Genomic DNA, 19,791 nt, shown 5'->3' on the forward strand with positions numbered 1-19,791 from the left:
TGTAATGAATTTATTTTACTGCTATAGGGTTTCCAATAAATCTTGGAAGTTCAATATTTTCTTTGATTAGGGCTTCTTGGTAAAGTTTTAAGAAGTCTGCATAGATATGAGTTTGTTGTCCATTTTGTGTAAAGATTTCAATACGAAATACTAGTTGTCCGGAAGGAGTTGTGCTTAATCCAATGATATTTGGTGCTCCACAGATTTGAGGATAGTTTTCAATGTTTTCTTGATTTACTTCTTGGATGATGCTTGTCACCTTATTGATATCGGTTGATGGATAGACTGGGATATCAATTTGAGCTCTCATGTCTCCTCGAGATTTGTTGGATACAATTGTGATATTTCTGTTAGGTATAAAGTGGAGAGTTCCATCAAATCCTCGAATTTGAGTAGTTCGAATACCTACGGTTGAAATAAGGCCTGTAACGGGTCCTACTTCAACTGAGTCACCGACTTCAAATTGGTTTTCTAACAAGATGAAAAAACCATTAACGACATCTGATAGGAAGCCTTGAGCTCCTAGACCAAGAGCAACCCCAGCAAGTCCTGCACCAGCAAGGAGGCTTGATACTGGAACCCCAAGGATACTAAGAAGCCAGTAAACAAGGAAAAAGTATAGCACGTAGTTCATGCAATTGTGTAGTAAACGTTCAATGGTTTTTTGTCGAGCAGGTGTTTGAATTGTCCAAGCTAGAGAGCGTCCCACTGTATGTTTAAAAAGGAAGTTGATAATCTTCTTACTAAGAAGAAAGATGATGAGGAGAATGAGGAGTTTAATCCCTTTTGTAATGAGTACCATTAGGGTCTCTTCAAAATTAAATTGTTGGATGTATCTTTGTAAAATATTCATAGCTTTAGTTTATCAAAAATTTGAAGAAGTAGCAGTTTCTAACGATTTTCTTGTGATTAAATTGGAGAAAAAAACTTTTAAAAGGCTTTGAAATATGGTAAACTAAACTGTATCTATAAAAAATTTTAAGGAGAATGACTACATGTCTGTATCATTTGAAAACACAGCCACTAACCGTGGTGTGGTGACATTCACTATCGGTCAAGATAAAATTCAACCAGCTTTGGATCAAGCGTTTAACAAGGTTAAAAAGAATTTGAACGCTCCAGGCTTCCGTAAAGGACACATGCCTCGTGCCGTATTTAACCAAAAATTTGGTGAAGAAGCTCTTTACGACGATGCTTTGAATGCAATTCTTCCAGCAGCTTATGAAGCAGCGATTGCTGAACTTGGTCTTGATGTTGTTGCACAACCAAAAATTGATGTAAAATCAATTGAAAAAGGTCAAGATTGGACACTTACTGCAGAAGTTGTTACAAAACCTGAAGTAAAACTTGGTGCATATAAAGATCTTGAAGTTTCAGTTGAAGCTTCTAAAGAAGTTACTGATGAAGAAGTTGATGCTAAGCTTGAAAACGAACGCAAAAACTTGGCTGAATTGGTCGTTAAAGAAGGTGCAGCTGAAAATGGCGACACTGTTGTTATCGACTTTGTTGGTTCAGTAGATGGTGTTGAATTTGACGGTGGTAAGGGTGAAAACCACTCTCTTGAACTTGGTTCAGGTCAATTTATCCCAGGATTCGAAGACCAATTGGTTGGAGCAAAAGCTGGTGATGAAGTAGAAGTTAAAGTAACTTTCCCAGAAGACTATCAAGCTACTGATCTTGCAGGTAAAGCTGCTGTATTTGTTACTAAAGTTAACGAAGTTAAAGCTAAAGAAGTTCCTGCTCTTGATGATGAATTGGCTAAAGATCTTGACGATGAAGTTGAAACTCTTGATGAATTGAAAGCTAAATACCGTAAAGAACTTGAAGCAGCTAAAGAAATCGCATATGATGACGCTGTTGAAGGTGCTGCACTTGATTTGGCTGTTGAAAACGCTGAAATCGTTGAATTGCCAGCAGAAATGGTTGAAGACGAAGTTCACCGTGCTATGAACGAATTCATGGGTAACATGCAACGTCAAGGTATCTCTCCTGAAATGTACTTCCAAATCACTGGTACAACTCAAGAAGATCTTCACAAACAATATGAAGCTGACGCTGACAAACGTGTGAAAACTAACCTTGTTATCGAAGCTGTTGCTGCTGCTGAAGGATTCGACGCTACAGAAGAAGAAATCCAAAAAGAAATCAATGATCTTGCAGCTGAGTACAACATGGAAGTATCACAAGTTTCTGCACTTCTTTCACCTGAAATGCTTAAACACGATATCACTATGAAGAAAGCTGTTGAAGTTATCACAAGCACAGCAAAAGTTAAATAATATGACTAAAATCAAGTTTCTGTTGAGACTTGATTTTTTCTTCTATAAATGCTTTGACTATTGACTCTTTTTAGCGTAAAATAAAAGGTAGCGAAAAATTGATTGCTGAGCTATTTCTGATGGAAACTAGCTTGAGTAAGAATGAAGGAGAACCACTTTGGAACTAGACGTATTTGCTGGACAAGAAAAAAGTGAATTATCAATGATTGAAGTGGCCCGTGCTATCTTAGAAACACGTGGTCGTGATAATGAAATGTATTTCAATGATTTGGTCAATGAAATTCAAAATTACTTAGAAAAATCGGATGCTGATATCCGCAATGCTTTGCCATTCTTTTATTCAGATTTGAATACGGATGGAAGTTTCATTCCACTAGGTGATAACAAATGGGGCTTGCGTTCATGGTATGCAATTGATGAAATCGATGAAGAGGTCATCACATTGGAAGATACTGATGAAAATGCACCAAAACGTAAGAACAAGAAAGTTAATGCCTTCATGGATGGTGATGAAGATGCCATCGATTATAATGACGATGATCCAGAAGACGAAAACTTCACACCTGATTCTGATAGTCTTGAATATGACGACGATAGCGAAGATGATGAGAAAGCCGAAGTGGAATCTTATGACTCTGAGTTGAATGAAATTATTCCAGATGATGATTTGGATGATGTTGAGTTGTCAGAAGAAGATGATGATGATGACTATGAGGATGAGTCAAACGACTAAGTTTTCATTGACAAATAGTCTTGGATAGTTTAGACTATTTATCGGGCACCTCTTTTGAAGAGGTCATGATTAAGGCTCCCAGAGTGAAACTCTTGGGGGTCATTTTTGTTTTTAGTCATTTACTAGACTTGTCTAAGGTGAGGTAATTTGCACCGCTCCCATCAGGTACTAGGAAAGGGCTATCGTGATTATCTGAGTGGGTAATCAATCTATTATCTGTAGTTGTTTTGAATTATATTATAAGGAGTTAACATGACAAAATATATTTTCGTCACTGGTGGTGTGGTATCTTCAATTGGTAAAGGGATTGTAGCTGCAAGTCTTGGACGTTTGCTTAAGAATCGTGGTCTTAAGGTAACGATTCAAAAATTCGATCCTTACATCAATATTGACCCAGGGACAATGAGTCCTTACCAACACGGTGAAGTTTATGTTACTGATGATGGTGCTGAAACTGACCTTGACCTTGGTCACTACGAACGTTTTATTGATATCAATCTTAATAAATACTCTAACGTGACTACTGGTAAGATTTATAGCGAAGTTTTGCGTAAGGAACGTAAAGGGGAGTATCTTGGTGCGACTGTTCAGGTGATTCCGCATATCACCGATGCTTTGAAAGACAAGATTAAGCGTGCAGCGACAACGACTGATTCAGATGTCATTATCACTGAAGTTGGTGGTACGGTTGGGGATATTGAAAGTCTCCCATTCCTTGAAGCACTTCGTCAAATGAAGGCTGATGTTGGTTCTGAGAATGTTATGTATATCCACACAACACTTCTTCCATACTTGAAGGCTGCTGGTGAAATGAAGACAAAACCAACGCAACACTCTGTTAAGGAATTGCGTGGTTTGGGTATCCAACCAAATATGTTGGTTATTCGTACAGAACAACCTGCTGGTCAAGGAATCAAGAATAAATTGGCTCAGTTCTGTGATGTTGCACCTGAGGCTGTTATCGAATCACTCGACGTGGAACATATCTATCAAGTGCCACTTAATATGCAGGCTCAAGGTATGGATCAAATCGTTTGTGATCATTTGAAACTGGATGCTCCAGCTGCAGATATGACAGAATGGTCTGCTATGGTTGATAAGGTGCTTAATCTTAAGAAAACAACTAAGATTGCCCTTGTCGGTAAGTATGTGGAGCTTCACGATGCCTACTTGTCAGTGGTTGAGGCACTTAAACACTCTGGTTTGGCAAATGATACTGCTATTGATATTGACTGGGTCAATGCTAATGATTTGACTGCCGAAAATGTTGCTTCTCGTTTGGCTGATGCTGATGGGATCATCGTTCCTGGTGGTTTTGGTCAACGTGGTACTGAAGGTAAGATTCAAGCTATTCGTTATGCACGTGAAAATGATGTGCCAATGTTGGGTGTCTGTCTTGGTATGCAATTGACATGTATTGAGTTTGCTCGTCATGTCCTTCACTTGGATGGCGCTAATTCAGCTGAGCTTGATCCAAACACAAAATATCCAATTATCGATATTATGCGTGATCAAATTGACATTGAAGACATGGGTGGTACTCTTCGTCTCGGTCTTTACCCATGTAAGTTGAAACCAGGTTCTAAGGCAGCTGCAGCTTATGGCAACCAAGAAGTTGTTCAACGTCGTCACCGTCACCGTTATGAATTTAATACTAAGTTCCGTGAACAGTTTGAGGCTGAGGGCTTTGTATTCTCAGGTGTGTCACCAGATAATCGTTTGATGGAGGTTGTAGAACTCCCAGACAAGAAATTCTTTGTGGCAGCGCAATACCACCCAGAATACCATAGCCGTCCAAACCATGCTGAAGAACTTTACACTGCCTTTGTGACAGCAGCGGTTGAAAATGCTAAATAATAAACTAGGACAGAGTGGGACAGCCTACTCTGTTTTTTATTGGCTCCTTTTATGCTAAAATAAAGGGAATAATATGAAAGAACGAGGAAAACAAATGGCTAAATTCGGCTTTTTGTCAGTATTAGAAGAAGAATTGGATAAGCACCTGGACTCTGATTTTGCGATGGACTGGGATAAAAAGAATCACGCTGTGGAAGTAACCTTTATCCTAGAAGCGCAAAACAGTAGCAATGTGGAGACTATTGATGATAAGGGTGAAGTGTCTGATGAAGATGTTATTTTTGAAGACTACGTACTCTTTTACAATCCAGCAAAATCGCGTTTTGATGAAGAGGACTACCTAGTGACAATCCCATATGAACCTAAGAAAGGTCTATCTCGTGAGTTTTTGGCCTATTTTGCGGAGACCTTGAATGAGGTGGCGACAGAAGGACTGAGTGACTTGATGGATTTTCTATCTGATGATGGACCTGAGGAATTCGGTTTGGTTTGGGACAAAGAAGTTTTCGAAAAAGGGAAAGCTCAACTTGAAGAGAAGGAATTTTTTGCTTATCCAAGGTATTAAAGGGAGCGAAAAAGGATGGATGCTTATTTAAAAAATCAGTTTGATTTTACAGGTGTTAAGGCTGCCTTACTCGTAGAGCAAAGTATTTTGGTCATTCTCAGAGATAATAAACCAGATATTCCTTGGCCAAATACATGGGAATTGCCAGGTGGTGGAAGAGAAGGTCAAGAAACGCCTCTTGAATGTCTTCAACGTGAGGTCTGGGAGGAGCTGGGCTTGACTTTGACAGAGGAATCGATTATTTGGTCGAAAATCTATCCTAGTATGTTGGATAAAGATAGGTCAGCTGTCTTTGTGGTTGGCAAAATTAGCCAAGAGCAGTATCGTGAGATTCATTTTGGTGATGAGGGGCAGGAATTTAAACTAATGCCTGTAGAGGATTTTATAAAAGCAGAAGGTGTTATTCCCCAGTTGCAGGAACGCTTTAAAGACTATTTATCAGAAAAGGAAGAAAATAATATATGGACAAATGGCAAGAACTAACGATTGAGGTTAATCGTGAGGTCGAAGAGGCGGCTTCTAATATTTTAATTGAATCTGGTAGTCAAGGTGTGGCTATTGATGATAGTGCAGATTATATGGAAAATGCGAACCGTTTTGGTGAGCTTTATCCTGAGGTTGAACAGGTTGAGACGGTTAAAATTACGGCTTATTATCCGGAGTCAGCAGATATCGAAGCTATTACTAAGCAGGTTAATGAGCGTTTGGCTGAGTTGACGGATTTTGGTCTTGAAACTGGAGATATTCACTTGGCTACTCAAGAATTGGTTGAAGAAGACTGGGCTGAGAATTGGAAGAAGTACTATGAACCAGCTCGCATTACCCACGATTTGACTATCGTACCGTCATGGACGGATTATGAGGCATCAGTAGGTGAGAAGATTATCAAGCTAGATCCTGGCATGGCCTTTGGGACAGGAACACACCCGACAACTAAGATGAGTCTTTTTGCACTCGAACAGGTGCTTCGTGGTGGCGAGACTGTGATTGATGTGGGAACTGGTTCGGGTGTCCTCTCGATTGCTAGCTCTCTTCTTGGAGCTAAGGAAATCTATGCCTATGACCTTGACGATGTGGCGGTTCGAGTGGCACAGGAAAACATTGATATGAATCCTGGCATGGAAAATATCCACGTTGCGGCAGGTGATCTTTTGAAGGGTGTAACTCAAGAAGCTGAAGTTATCGTGGCTAATATTTTGGCGGATATTCTCATCCATCTGACGGAAGATGCCTACCGTTTGGTTAAGGACGAAGGTTATTTGATTATGTCAGGGATTATCTCTGAAAAATGGGATATGGTGCGTGCATCGGCTGAGAAAGCTGGTTTCTTCCTAGAAACTCACATGGTTCAGGGAGAGTGGAATGCTTGTGTCTTTAAGAAGACAGATGATATTTCAGGTGTGATCGGAGGCTAAATGCAACAGTATTTTATAAAGGGGCAAGTTGGAAATCCAGTAATCATCAAAGATAAGGATACTGTGAAGCATATGTTTAACGTTATGCGTTTAACAGAGGATGATCAGGTTGTCTTGGTTTTTGAAGACGGTATCAAGCGTCTTGCACGTGTGACTGACCGTGAGAATCATGTCTTTGAAGTGATTGAAGACTTAAGTGATAATGTTGAGATGCCTGTATCTGTAACTATTGCCTCAGGTTTTCCCAAGGGAGATAAGCTGGATCTGGTGACACAAAAGGCAACAGAGCTTGGAGCTCAGGCTATCTGGGCCTTCCCTGCCGACTGGTCTGTGGTCAAGTGGGATGGTAAGAAGCTTGCCAAGAAGGAAGATAAACTTGCCAAGATTGCTCTAGGAGCTGCAGAACAATCTAAGCGTAATCGTGTTCCAGAAGTTAGATTGTTCGAGAAGAAGGGGGAATTTCTATCAGAATTAGATAATTTTGATAAGATTTTTATCGCCTATGAGGAAACAGCCAAAGCAGGCGAGTTGGCTACTCTAGCTCGTGAGTTGGCTAAGGTAGAGAGTGGTCAGAAAATTCTCTTTATCTTTGGACCAGAAGGTGGTATTTCTCCGTCTGAGATTGATGTTTTTGAGGAAGCTGGTGGCCTTAAAATTGGCCTTGGACCACGTATTATGCGGACGGAAACGGCTCCTCTCTACGCTTTGAGTAGTGTCAGTTATGCCCTAGAATTGAATAAATAAAAGAAAGTTGGCCTTGTTCCAACTTTTTTTGTATTTGACACTTTTAAGCTAAGATTGCATCTTGTTATTGGTTTTGTATGACAAATCGAGTATTTCTAAAAAAGTTGATAATCTTATTTAGGTTTAATATAATTGTATTATCTTTATAAAAGGGGAAGATTTTTAATGAAAACAAATCGTTATGTGACTCAATCTGCTGTGGTTTTGGGCCTTTTTGCTCTCTTGACTGTGCCACAAGTCGTAGGGCAAGCCGATGAAGCAACGGCACTAGTACCAACTACTTCTACCGAAACTGTGGCAGATAGTGGTGCATCAGTAGTATCAGGACAAGGAACTTCTGGGACAGCTGTTCAAGGAGGAACAGAGACTGTTTCTGCTACACCAACAACAGTAGCGACAAATGCTTCTGAAGAGCCATCAGCTAATACCTCAACGGCCCAAGCGAGTCAAGAAGCCAGTGCTGTTTTGACGAATGCCAATCAAGTGACACCAGCAGTGCCAGTACAGGCTGAAACTGTTACAGAGCCTGCTCATGAGGGGCAGACCGTTGATATGCAGATTCTGTCAACAACAGACCTTCATACCAACTTGGTTAACTATGATTATTATCAAGATAAGCCGTCTCAAACAGTTGGTTTGTCTAAAACTGCTGTCCTTATCAAAAAAGCCCGTGAAACTAATCCAAATACGGTCTTAGTAGACAGTGGGGATACGATTCAGGGGACTCCTTTTGGGACTTATAAGGCCTTGATTGATCCTGTTGCCCAAGGTGAGACTCACCCTATGTACAAGGCTTTCGAGATGCTTGGTTATGATGCCGAAACGCTTGGAAACCACGAGTTTAACTATGGTCTAGAATTTTTGGATCGTATGGTTAAGGCTGCTAAGATTAACATTATCAATGCCAATGTACGCAATGCTCAGACTGGTGATTACTATTACAACCCTTATAAGATTGTTAACAAGACATTTACTGATACAGACGGCAAACAGGTAACGCTAAAAATCGGTATTACTGGTGTCCTTCCAACACAGATTTTGGTTTGGGATAAGGCCAACCTTGAAGGTAAGGTAACTGTTGATGATCCAATGGAGGCTGTTAAGGCTATCGTTCCTAAGATGAAGGCTGCAGGAGCTGACTTTATCCTTGTTGCTGCTCACTCTGGTATTGGTGACAATGAATACACTAAGAATGAGGAAAATGAAGGTTACCAAATTGCTGGTATCGAAGGCGTTGATGCTGTTGCGACAGGGCATTCTCACGCGGATTTCCCAAATGGAGATGGCACAAGTTTTTATGCAAAATACCCTGGTGTAGATGATGTCAATGGTCTCATCAATGGGAAACCTGTGGTTATGGCTGGTAAATTTGGGGATCATCTAGGTATCATGGATGTCAAATTGACTTACACGGATGGTAAATGGAAAGTTGTTAACAGTAAGGCCAAGCTTGAAAAGATTGATACTAAGTCAGATGTTGCGGACAAGGACTTAATTGACATGGCAGCTCATGACCATAATGGAACAATCAACTATGTTCGTAAGGAAGTTGGTGAGACTACAGCACCAATTACTAGCTACTTTGCTCAGGTTCAGGATGATCCATCTATTCAAATAGTTAATAATGCACAACTATGGTATGCTAAAAAACAAGTAGCGGGAACAGCAGATGAAAATCTTCCACTCCTCTCAGCAGCTGCACCTTTCAAGGCAGGGACTCGTGGGGATGCGACCTACTATACCGATATCCCAGCTGGTCCATTGGCCATTAAGAACGTTGCGGACCTCTACCTCTACGACAATGTTACTGCCCTACTCAAAGTGACTGGGGCACAAATTAAAGAATGGTTGGAAATGTCTGCAGGACAGTTCAATCAAATTGATCCTAACAGCAAAGAACCACAACAACTCATTAACAGTAGCTATCGCTCATACAATTACGATGTGATTGATGGGTTGACTTATAAGTTTGATTTGACACAACCTAACAAATACGATCGCGAAGGTAAGTTGGTTAACCCAGATGCTAGCCGTGTTCGTGACTTGGCTTATCAAGGGAAACCTATTGATTTGAATCAGACTTTCCTTGTCGTGACTAACAACTATCGTGCGACTGGTAACTTCCCTGGTGTTAAAGATGCTGCAGAAAAACGTCTCCTCAATCTTGAAAATCGTCAGGCCATCATTGATTATATCGTTAGTGAGAAAACGATTAATCCGAGTGCCGATGGAAATTGGAGTTTCGTCCCTAATATCACGAATGCAGATATCCGTTTTGCCTCATCTGACAATGCGCGTGCCCACCTTGCTGGTCAGGATGCCATTAGTTATGTAGGACCATCAACACAAGCAGGATTTGCAGAGTATCGTTTGGTTGTTAAGGAAAAGGCAAATCAAGTTGAGGATACGACTAAGAAAGAATCTGAGAAGTCACCAAAAGGTTCTGAGACAGCGGATCAAACTAAGCGTGAGATACCAAAAGCTACTGTAGGTGCCAGCGTGGCTAAACCTGCCCCAGCTATCCAATTGTCAAATGCTCAAGTCGTTATCTTGCCTCAAGCTCAAGTACAAGAAGCTCAAGGTTCAAGTTCAGTTAAGGCCTTGCCAAACACTGGTTCAGACGAATCTGTGTCAGCAACTTTAGCTGGTCTGGTTCTTATGACCTTGGCTGGATTCTTTGGAATCAAAAAACACGAAAAAAATTAAGCAAAGGAAAATCCTCTATCTGAACTGCACCCCAAAAGTTAGACAGAAAAATCTAACTTGGGGTGTTTTTATTATGAAATTGACTTATGAAGATACAGTTCAAATATATGAACTGAGAAAGCAAGGAGAAGGTTTTAAACGACTTTCAAATCAATTTGGGGTGAATGTTTCTGGTCTAAAGTACATGGTGAAATTAATTGACCGTTTATGAATAGACCTTTAAGTCACCTAACCAAATGGAACAGCTTTTGTAGACTATATTAATTACTACAACATTAAACGAATTAGAGTCAAATAAAACATACTAAGATTAGTAGTGAGGAAATCTCCGACGGGAGAAAGTACTCACTACTTTTTCGTTATGTTAAAGTAGAGGTGTCTTGTTAAGTCGATGAGTCCTTTGGCGCTAGACGTCGTAACTAAAACTGACAAGACACCTGTTTTAGGAAGAATGTTATCAAAGTATGTGGGACGAAAAACGTCGAGTATTGAAAATGGCATCACTAAAGCAAGGAATCATTCAAGACAAAGAGGTAATATCATGCGAGTAGTTTTTGGTATTGACGTGAGTAAAGCAAGTTCAGAAGTGGCCATCTTGGTCAATGGAGAAAAAGTACATGGCTATACCATACCCAATGATGCCATCGGATTTAATCGACTACTTGGGGACTTGAAGACTGTTCACCAGCCAGAGATTGTCTTCGAGGCGACTGGTGTCTATTCTCGTCGTCTTCAGGCCTTCTTTGAGGATAATAGTTACACTTATACACGGCTCAATCCTTTAGAATCCAAAAAACAACTAGATAGCTTACGAGTACGTAAAACCGATAAGATTGACGCTGAAAAACTAGCTATGTCTCAGTTCATCCTCAATCGTAAACCAAGCTATGTCCAAGAAGCGCTTTACCAAGAATTACGCGACCTCAGCCGTTTCTATCAGAATCTTACTGAGGATATTGTCTGCGCTAAAAACCGTCTGCACAAGGTTTTACAGATCACTTTTCCTGAATTAGAAAACATCTTGTCAGCACCAACTGGGGAACAATATTGGAACTTGGTAATAACTTTCCCATGTAATAGTTTTGTACTGGAGTCGGATGACGCCACATTAACAGCTATCATCCGTCAGTCTACGGCAAAACGTATCTCTGAAAAACGTGTGACTTACTTAGTAGATAAGCTTACAAAACTAGCTAATCAGTCTTATTGTGCGGTCAAGAAAACCTCTCCAGTGATAGAAGAGGTCAAATACTATGCAGGGGAGTTACTTAGGCTTTCTGAACACAGACAAGGTGTTGTAGAGGAGATGGTAACATTGGCTCAATCTTTGCCAGAATATGAGATTCTTCTCTCTATCCCTGGAATAGCTGAAACCACAGCGACAAGTATTATTGGCGAACTTGGTGACATTCGTCGATTTCACTCTGCCAATCAAATCAATGCTTTTATCGGTATTGACCTCAGACACTATGAATCTGGAAACTTTCTAGCCAAGGAACATATCACCAAACGTGGGAATCCCTATGCCAGAAAGATTCTCTTTAAGTGCATTCATAACATAGCTTCAGCTAGCCACACCAATCCTTGTCATATCGCAGACTTCTATGAGAAACGGAAAAGACAATCGCAAGTGACTTCAACCAAACCACACACGATTGCCTCTATACATCGTCTCATTAGAACAATGTATTACCTCATAACGCATAACAAACTTTACGATTATACTTCTATCCAAAATCGGTAAAATTGTTTATGCCATATTATTGTAACGCCTTATCAAAAAAATCACCATATAAGGTGTTGGTTTAGTGTACACTTTTTACACTAAACTTTAATTCAAAAAAAGATAATTTCCTTAGTTTGACTATGGAACTCAAACTATTTTTCATCAAATACCTTGATATACTTGACAAATGGTAGAAAAAGACTCAGTCCTGTACAATACAGAACTAAATCCTTTGATTAAATTATTTGTCTAACTTTTGGGGTGCAGTGCAATCAGGGCTTTTTTGCTCTAGTTTTAGCGTTGGTTAAAGTTCTTTTGTGCTTCTAGGATAATAGGTGCCAGACGTTCGATATCGGACTGTGTGCCGCGTAGCTCGAAGTCTCCCAACATTGGGAAACCAAAACGTTGACTGTACTGTTTGGCGGTTAGGCAGTACTGGTTATTGAAGTTACGGTTACCAGAACCGATGATACCAAAGCAACGTTCGTGATTGCCATGGGCTGCGATAAAGTCACCCAGTGGATTGGTTAGGATTTCAACATCTCCATTGTCAACGCCATTTCCTCCTTCAAGGTAGGTTGGCAAGAGTGCGACAAAGGGTTCATCTACTTGGAAGGTTTCATGATTAAGCTCTTTAATATTGATTTGGCGACATTCAATCCCGTGGTTGAGGGACAGATAGTCAGACATACGTTTGACAAAGCTTTGGGTATTACCGCTTAGACTAATATAAACGAGGGTAAGTTGAGACATAAGCGTCCTCTTTCTATCTATATCTTGTGTTTGTTCAATCATTCTAACACAAGATATTGTGCTTTTCAAGTTAGCTCCTTGCGGTTAAGAATTGCCTATCTAGCTCTTTTTCTTTACTTGTAAAAGTGATAAAATAAAGGTTATTAAAAGAAGCGAAGGAAGAAATCATGGCTAAAGATAAAAATGTAACAGGAGAAGAAATTTTAGACATTTGTTCGGCCTACATGTCAGCAGATGATTTGAAATTAGTTGAAAAAGCCTGGCATTATGCAACAGATGCTCATAGTGGGCAATTTCGTCAGTCAGGAGAACCTTATATTATTCACCCTATTCAGGTGGCAGGTATCCTGGCAGATCTCCATCTTGATGCAGTGACAGTAGCCTGTGGTTTCTTACACGATGTCGTTGAAGACACCGAAAAAACGCTTGATGATTTGGAAGCGGATTTTGGCACAGATGTACGAAATATCGTGGACGGTGTTACTAAACTTGGTAAGGTTGAGTACAAGTCCCATGAGGAGCAGTTGGCTGAAAATCACCGTAAGATGCTTATGGCCATGTCTAAGGATATCCGTGTCATCTTGGTTAAATTGGCCGACCGTTTGCACAATATGCGTACCCTTAAGCATCTTCGTAAGGATAAGCAAGAGCGCATTTCTCGCGAAACTATGGAAATCTATGCTCCTTTGGCCCACCGTTTAGGTATTAGTCGTATCAAATGGGAATTGGAAGACATGTCCTTCCGTTACCTTAATGAGGTGGAATTCTACAAGATTTCTCACATGATGAAGGAAAAACGTCGTGAGCGTGAGGAACTTGTGGACGAGATTGTCGATAAAATTAAGACCTACACAGCTGAACAAGGACTTGTTGGTGATGTGTATGGTCGTCCAAAGCATATCTACTCTATTTACCGTAAGATGCGCGACAAGAAAAAGCGCTTCGATCAAATTTATGATTTGATTGCCATCCGTTGTGTTATGGAGACGCATAGTGATGTTTACGCCATGTTGGGATACATCCATGAGCTCTGGCGTCCGATGCCTGGCCGTTTTAAAGACTATATTGCCAATCCTAAATCCAATGGTTACCAGTCTATCCATACAACGGTTTATGGGCCAAAAGGACCTATTGAAATTCAAATCCGTACCAAGGAAATGCACCAAGTTGCCGAATACGGGGTTGCAGCTCACTGGGCTTACAAGAAAGGTATCAAGGGCAAGGTAGATTCGAAAGAGTCTGCTTTGGGAATGAACTGGATTAAAGATCTTGTTGAACTTCAAGACGCCTCAAATGGTGATGCTATGGGGTTTGTTGACTCTGTTAAAGAGGATATCTTCTCAGAGCGTATTTATGTCTTTACGCCAAATGGTGCTGTTCAGGAACTGCCTAAAGATTCAGGACCTATTGACTTTGCCTATGCCATCCATACCCAAGTTGGTGAGAAGGCCACAGGTGCTAAGGTTAATGGCCGTATGGTGCCCTTGACAGCCAAACTCAAGACAGGTGATGTGGTTGAGATTGTAACTAATGCCAATTCCTTTGGTCCTAGCCGTGACTGGATTAAGATGGTTAAGACCACCAAGGCCAGAAATAAAATTCGTCAATTCTTTAAAAATCAAGACAAGGAAGCTTCTATCACCAAGGGTCGTGAGCTTTTGATTGCCTACTTCCAAGAGCATGGCTATATTGCCAATAAGTACCTAGACAAGAAACATATTGAGGAAATTCTCCCTCGTATGAGTGTGCGTAGTGAAGAAGCTCTCTATGCCGCTGTTGGTTTTGGTGAAATTAGTGCTGCTGCTGTTTTCAATCGTTTGACAGAAAAAGAACGCCGTGAGGAAGAGCGTGCTAAGGCAAAAGCTGAAGCTGAAGAGCTAATGAACGGTGGCGAAGTTAAGACTGAGAAGAAAGAAGTTCTCAAGGTTAAGAGTGAAAATGGCGTCATCATTCAAGGTGCTTCAGGCCTCCTCATGCGTATCGCTAAGTGCTGTAACCCAGTACCTGGAGATGAGATTGAAGGTTATATCACCAAGGGACGTGGAATTGCTATTCACCGTTCCGATTGTAATAATATCAAGAGTCAAGAAGGTTATGAGCAACGTCTAATCGAAGTGGAGTGGGATGAGCGTAATGCCAATAAATCTTATTTGGCAGAGATTGACATCTATGGCCTTAACCGTTCTGGTCTGTTGAATGATGTTCTTCAAATCTTGTCAAATACGACCAAGAGCATTGCTACGGTCAATGCACAACCGACTAAGGACATGAAGTTTGCCAATATTCACGTTAGCTTTGAAATTGCAAACCTTATTGAATTGACTGGTCTTGTGGATAAGATTAAAATTATCCCTGATGTTTACAGTGTTAAACGTACGAATGGGTAAGGAGTTACTGCGATGAAGATTGTAATTCAGCGCGTGCAAAGTGCCTCTGTAGTTATTGAGGATTCTACGGTTGGCGCTATTAAGCAGGGACTTTTACTCTTGGTTGGAGTTGGTCCAGAGGACACCAAAGAGGACCTAGAGTATGCAGTTCGTAAGATTGTCAATATGCGCATTTTTTCAGATGAAGATGGCAAGATGAATCTTTCTGTTAAGGATATTGGCGGTCAGATTTTGTCGATTTCTCAGTTTACGCTTTTTGCAGATACGAAAAAGGGGAATCGACCGGCATTTACAGGTGCTGCAAAGCCCGACATGGCTAGCCAGTTCTATGACGATTTCAACCAATCCTTGTCAACTCACGTTCCTGTAGAAAGAGGACGCTTTGGTGCAGATATGCAGGTTAGTCTGGTTAATGACGGACCTGTGACCATTATTTTAGATACTAAAAATCGATAAACAAACCATTTCTCGCCTTGTGTGAGAGGTGGTTTTTTATTCTCATCGCAGGAACTATTTTGATGGATTTTCATTATTTGGGATTTATTTTTGTCATTTTAAGTAGACTGAATCAAGTGAATATTTAATGAAATTAGAAAATGTTGTTCTCAAATTTCTGAAAAAACCTGACCATTCATGATGAAAAAATTACCGTTTACGAGGATTACCGGAAATTCCCTTGTCTTACAAAAAAGATTAAGTTAACATTAGTTTCATAAGAAACACCAAGCGATTTTTATGAAACTAAAAATAACTCGAGTTTACAGCATGCAAATACAAATAGTGATAATTTGAAACGCCGAGGTGATTTAAACTTTTTTAGAGGGATAGAGAGATATGTCAAAGAAAGTAGCGTCAACTAAATTATTATCAGGTTTGTTTGTAGCCGGTGGTGTCCTAGGGATGAATCAGGTCGCCAAGGCAGATAACGTGGTCAGTTCAGAAGCAACAAAACCAGTTATTACAACTGAAGCAGATAACTTGGTGGTGGTACCAACTGAGGCCGTTGCTCCAGTAGCGACAACAGAAGTAGGTCCATCATCTGCTGCTGTTGCGACAGATACTGCAACAACAGCGACAGCTTCTACAATCTTTTCACAAGCTGTGCCAGCAGAGAGTGCTAACTCAGAAACGCTTGTATCCAGTGAAGCATTAGCTCCTGAGTCAGCTGCTGTGGAAACCATCACATCATCATCTGATAATGCTACTGAGGCAGGACGCCATTCAATTGCTCAAGTAACACCAGTTACAGAAGTGGCAGAGCAAAACTTGAATGGTGATGCCTACTTGACAGATCCAGAAACAACAAAAGCAGCCTATAGCAAGACAGATGGTGATATTAATTATTCTGTTGTTGTATCTAATCCAACAGCAGAAACTAAGACGATGACTGTCAACTTGACACTTCAGCATGCTTCAGAAATTATCGGTCAAGATAACGTTGACCTTACGCTAGCGGCAGGAGCTTCAGCTAAGGTTTCAAACTTGACAGTAGCGTCAGAGTGGTTGACAAACAATACAGGTTATTTGGTGACAATCAGTGTCAACGATAAATCAGGTAGTACTTTGTCAAGCAAGCGTGCTGGCTTGTCTGTTGAAGATGATTGGACAGTTTTCCCACGTTACGGTATCGTAGCAGGTTCGCCAACTGATCAAAACAGTATTCTTGTTAAAAATCTTGAAGCCTACCGTAAAGAGCTTGAGCTCATGAAGTCTATGAATATCAACTCATATTTCTTCTATGACGCTTATAATGAAGCTACAGATCCTTTCCCAGAGGGTGTCGATAGCTTTGTTCAAAAATGGAATACCTGGAGTCATACTCAGGTTGACACTAAGGCTGTTAAAGAATTGGTTGACCAAGTTCATAAGTCAGGTGCTGTTGCCATGCTTTATAACATGATTTCAGCAGATTCAAATCCAAAGAATCCAGCACTTCCACTTGCTGCTTTGGCTTATAACTTCTACGATAGCTTTGGTAAGAAGGGTGAACCGATGACTTACACTATCGGTGATAACCCAACTCAAGTTTACTATGATCCAGCGAATCCAGATTGGCAAAAATATATCGCAGGTGTCATGAAATCAGCTATGGATCGTATGGGATTCGATGGTTGGCAAGGTGATACAATTGGTGACAACCGTGTGACTGATTATGAGCACCGTAACAGCACAGACGAGGCTGACTCACACATGATGTCTGATTCATATGCGTCATTTATTAATGCCATGAAGGACCTCATCGGTGAAAAGTACTACATCACAATCAATGATGTCAATGGTGGTAATGATGATAAACTAGCCAAGGCACGTCAAGATGTTGTTTATAATGAGCTTTGGACAAACGGTGGTTCAGTTATTCCAGGACGTATGCAGGTTGCCTATGGTGATTTGAAAGCACGTATCGATATGGTACGCAATAAAACTGGTAAATCACTTATCGTTGGTGCCTACATGGAAGAACCAGGTATTGACTATACTGTTCCTGGCGGAAAAGCAACTAACGGTGCGGGTAAAGATGCCCTTGCTGGTAAACCATTGCAAGCTGATGCGACACTTCTCGTAGATGCGACAGTAGCTGCAGCCGGTGGCTATCACATGTCCATTGCAGCCCTTGCCAATGCTAATGCAGCCCTTAACGTTCTTCAAAGTGCTTATTACCCAACGCAATACCTCAGTGTAGCTAGGGACACTATTCGTAAGCTTTACAATTACCAACAGTTTATCACTGCTTATGAAAATCTTCTCCGTGGTGAGGGTGTGACTAACAGCACTCAGTCTGTATCTACCAAGAATGCGGCTGGTGAAATCCTTTCTAAAGATGCTCTTGGTGTGACAGGAGATCAAGTTTGGACATTTGCTAAATCAGGAAAAGGTTTCTCAACTGTTCAAATGATTAACATGATGGGCATCAATGCGGGCTGGCATAATGAAGAAGGTTATGCGGACAATAAAACACCGGACGCACAAGAAAATCTCACAGTTCGTCTTAGCCTAGCAGGTAAAACAGCTCAAGAAGCTGCTAAAATTGCCAATCAAGTCTATGTGACGTCACCAGATGATTGGGCAACTTCAAGCATGAAGAAGGCACAAGCAAGTCTTGAAACAGATGAAAATGGTCAACCAGTGCTTGTCATTTCAGTTCCTAAACTAACTCTTTGGAACATGCTCTATATCAAGGAAGACACAACAGCAACACCGGTAGAACCAGTTATCTTGAAACCAGTTACTAACCAAGCTGGTAAGAAAGTAGATAATACCGTAACATCTGAAGCAAGCTCAGAAACAGCTAAATCAGAAAATACAACAGTAAATAAAGGTTCAGAGGCTCCAACTGATACGAAACCATCTGTTGAAGCTCCTAAACTAGATGAAACAACTAAACCAGCACCATCAGTTGACGAGTTAGTAAACTCAGCAGCTGTTCCAGTGGCGATAGCTGTGTCAGAGACCGCACATGATAAGAAAGATGACAACTCAGTATCTAATACGGATCAAGGTACAGTAGCATCAGATTCAATCACTACACCAGCTTCAGAGGCTGCAAGCACAGCTGCCTCAACAGCCTCATCAGAAGTCTCAGAAAGTGCAACAGTATCATCGGAAGCATCAGAAACTGAAATTAGTTCAGAAGCATCAACTTCAGAGTCAGCAACTCCAACGACGACAGCAATTTCAGAATCACATGCAGTAGTTGAACCAGTGGCTTCTTTGACAGAATCAGAGAGTCAGGCAAGCACTAGCCTTGTTTCAGAAACTACAAGCACAATTGTCTCAGTTGCTCCGTCAGAAGTATCAGAAAGCACAACAGTATCATCGAAGGTCTCAGAAACTGATATTATCTCAGAAACATCAACTTCAGAGACTTCAGCATCTGAATCAGAGAATTCAATCAGCACAGTCGTTTCAGAATCAGAAGTAGTTGAAGAACCAGCTGTTTCATTGACAGAATTAGAAAGTCAAGTGAGCACTTCAGAAGTGACTTCGGCGATTTCAGAAACAGTAAGCACATCAGAGGAGGTCATCCTTGATGGACTATCAGAAAACATCAATAGTTGGAATAGACTCTCTGTAGCTCCTCGCGTCTCAGAAACCTTACCAAGTACTTCTGAAACGATTACAGAAGCAGCATCACTCTTTAGCAACTATGCAAGATATTCAGAAACAGCAAGCTCAGAATCTCACTCTGTGGTAGCAGCTTCTTCAGAAGTTTCTATTGAAAAATTAGCAGTATCTATCTTGAAAGATACTGAGGGAGGCTTGTACGATGCAACAACAATCAGAAATATTGTTGAGATGATTGATAGTATTACAACAAATGTCAGCTATACTCGCAGTAGCCGTCAAGACCTTGTCAATACAGCTTCGTCAGATAACACTTACAATGGTAGTCAAGATCTTAACCTTGCAAGTAAGACAACGACGCAAGCAGGTGAAAAAGGAACAACTGAAGATCTTAAGGCTACAATTGCTAAAACAGCAAAATCTCACAAGTGGGGAGAACATGCTGTAGCTATCCTTACAGCTATTGTCCTTGCAGGTGCGGCAACCCTTGCAGCTCTTCGTAACTTCTTGATGTCAAAAAAAGTTGATAAATAATAAGTAGAACTCTTTGTGTAAACAAGGAGT

Annotated in this window: 14 protein-coding genes; 12 read left to right on the forward strand and 2 right to left on the reverse strand. The window is 40.7% G+C overall.

Annotated elements, in window-relative coordinates:
* Positions 1-10 precede the first annotated feature (10 nt).
* Positions 11-853: a mechanosensitive ion channel family protein gene (locus NST80_RS00870; RefSeq protein ID WP_118172430.1), complete on the reverse strand. Its 843-nt coding sequence runs from the start codon at positions 851-853 to the stop codon at positions 11-13.
* Between the two features lie 142 nt (positions 854-995).
* Between NST80_RS00870 and tig the strand changes: the two genes are divergently transcribed.
* The 9 genes from tig to NST80_RS00915 all read left to right on the forward strand — a co-directional run bounded on the left by tig (position 996) and on the right by NST80_RS00915 (position 12,043).
* Positions 996-2,279: a trigger factor gene (tig, locus tag NST80_RS00875; RefSeq protein WP_002885606.1), complete on the forward strand. Its 1,284-nt coding sequence runs from the start codon at positions 996-998 to the stop codon at positions 2,277-2,279.
* 157 nt (positions 2,280-2,436) lie between these two features.
* The gene (gene rpoE, locus NST80_RS00880) at positions 2,437-3,012 is read left to right on the forward strand and encodes a DNA-directed RNA polymerase subunit delta (RefSeq protein ID WP_002885605.1); all 576 of its coding nucleotides are present in this window, start codon (positions 2,437-2,439) and stop codon (positions 3,010-3,012) included.
* A gap of 252 nt (positions 3,013-3,264) precedes the next feature.
* Complete coding sequence (locus NST80_RS00885; protein ID WP_002886409.1) at positions 3,265-4,869, forward strand: CTP synthase; 1,605 nt, start codon at positions 3,265-3,267, stop codon at positions 4,867-4,869.
* Between the two features lie 94 nt (positions 4,870-4,963).
* The gene (locus NST80_RS00890; protein WP_002886414.1) at positions 4,964-5,434 is read left to right on the forward strand and encodes a DUF3013 family protein; all 471 of its coding nucleotides are present in this window, start codon (positions 4,964-4,966) and stop codon (positions 5,432-5,434) included.
* Between the two features lie 15 nt (positions 5,435-5,449).
* A complete protein-coding gene (locus NST80_RS00895; RefSeq protein ID WP_002886415.1) occupies positions 5,450-5,917 on the forward strand; it encodes an NUDIX hydrolase in 468 nt (155 codons plus the stop codon).
* The gene (gene prmA / locus NST80_RS00900; RefSeq protein WP_002886416.1) at positions 5,896-6,849 is read left to right on the forward strand and encodes a 50S ribosomal protein L11 methyltransferase; all 954 of its coding nucleotides are present in this window, start codon (positions 5,896-5,898) and stop codon (positions 6,847-6,849) included. Before NST80_RS00895 ends, prmA begins: the two co-directional genes overlap by 22 nt.
* Entirely contained in the window at positions 6,850-7,593 is a 744-nt protein-coding gene (locus NST80_RS00905; protein ID WP_002886417.1) for a 16S rRNA (uracil(1498)-N(3))-methyltransferase, read from the forward strand.
* Between the two features lie 165 nt (positions 7,594-7,758).
* Positions 7,759-10,299, forward strand: a complete 2,541-nt coding sequence (locus NST80_RS00910) for a bifunctional 2',3'-cyclic-nucleotide 2'-phosphodiesterase/3'-nucleotidase (protein WP_118172434.1) — start codon at positions 7,759-7,761, stop codon at positions 10,297-10,299.
* Positions 10,300-10,840: 541 nt separating this feature from the next.
* Entirely contained in the window at positions 10,841-12,043 is a 1,203-nt protein-coding gene (locus NST80_RS00915) for an IS110 family transposase (RefSeq protein ID WP_037605196.1), read from the forward strand.
* A 276-nt stretch (positions 12,044-12,319) separates the two neighbouring features.
* Here the strand turns inward: NST80_RS00915 and nrdI are convergent, their stop codons facing one another.
* The gene (gene nrdI, locus NST80_RS00920; RefSeq protein ID WP_002883589.1) at positions 12,320-12,778 is read right to left on the reverse strand and encodes a class Ib ribonucleoside-diphosphate reductase assembly flavoprotein NrdI; all 459 of its coding nucleotides are present in this window, start codon (positions 12,776-12,778) and stop codon (positions 12,320-12,322) included.
* Positions 12,779-12,945: 167 nt separating this feature from the next.
* Between nrdI and NST80_RS00925 the strand changes: the two genes are divergently transcribed.
* From NST80_RS00925 to NST80_RS00935, 3 genes are all read left to right on the forward strand, one after another.
* Positions 12,946-15,165 carry a bifunctional (p)ppGpp synthetase/guanosine-3',5'-bis(diphosphate) 3'-pyrophosphohydrolase gene (locus NST80_RS00925; RefSeq protein ID WP_118172435.1) on the forward strand — a complete coding sequence of 740 codons (2,220 nt, stop codon included), beginning with the start codon at positions 12,946-12,948 and terminating at the stop codon, positions 15,163-15,165.
* 12 nt (positions 15,166-15,177) lie between these two features.
* Positions 15,178-15,621, forward strand: a complete 444-nt coding sequence (gene dtd / locus NST80_RS00930) for a D-aminoacyl-tRNA deacylase (RefSeq protein ID WP_049545639.1) — start codon at positions 15,178-15,180, stop codon at positions 15,619-15,621.
* A 378-nt stretch (positions 15,622-15,999) separates the two neighbouring features.
* A complete protein-coding gene (locus NST80_RS00935) occupies positions 16,000-19,761 on the forward strand; it encodes a glycoside hydrolase family 66 protein (RefSeq protein WP_118172437.1) in 3,762 nt (1,253 codons plus the stop codon).
* The last annotated feature ends 30 nt before the right edge of the window (positions 19,762-19,791 follow it).

The sequence above is a fragment of the Streptococcus sp. FSL K6-1323 genome (assembly GCF_038630745.1).
Lineage (GTDB): Bacteria > Bacillota > Bacilli > Lactobacillales > Streptococcaceae > Streptococcus > Streptococcus salivarius_D.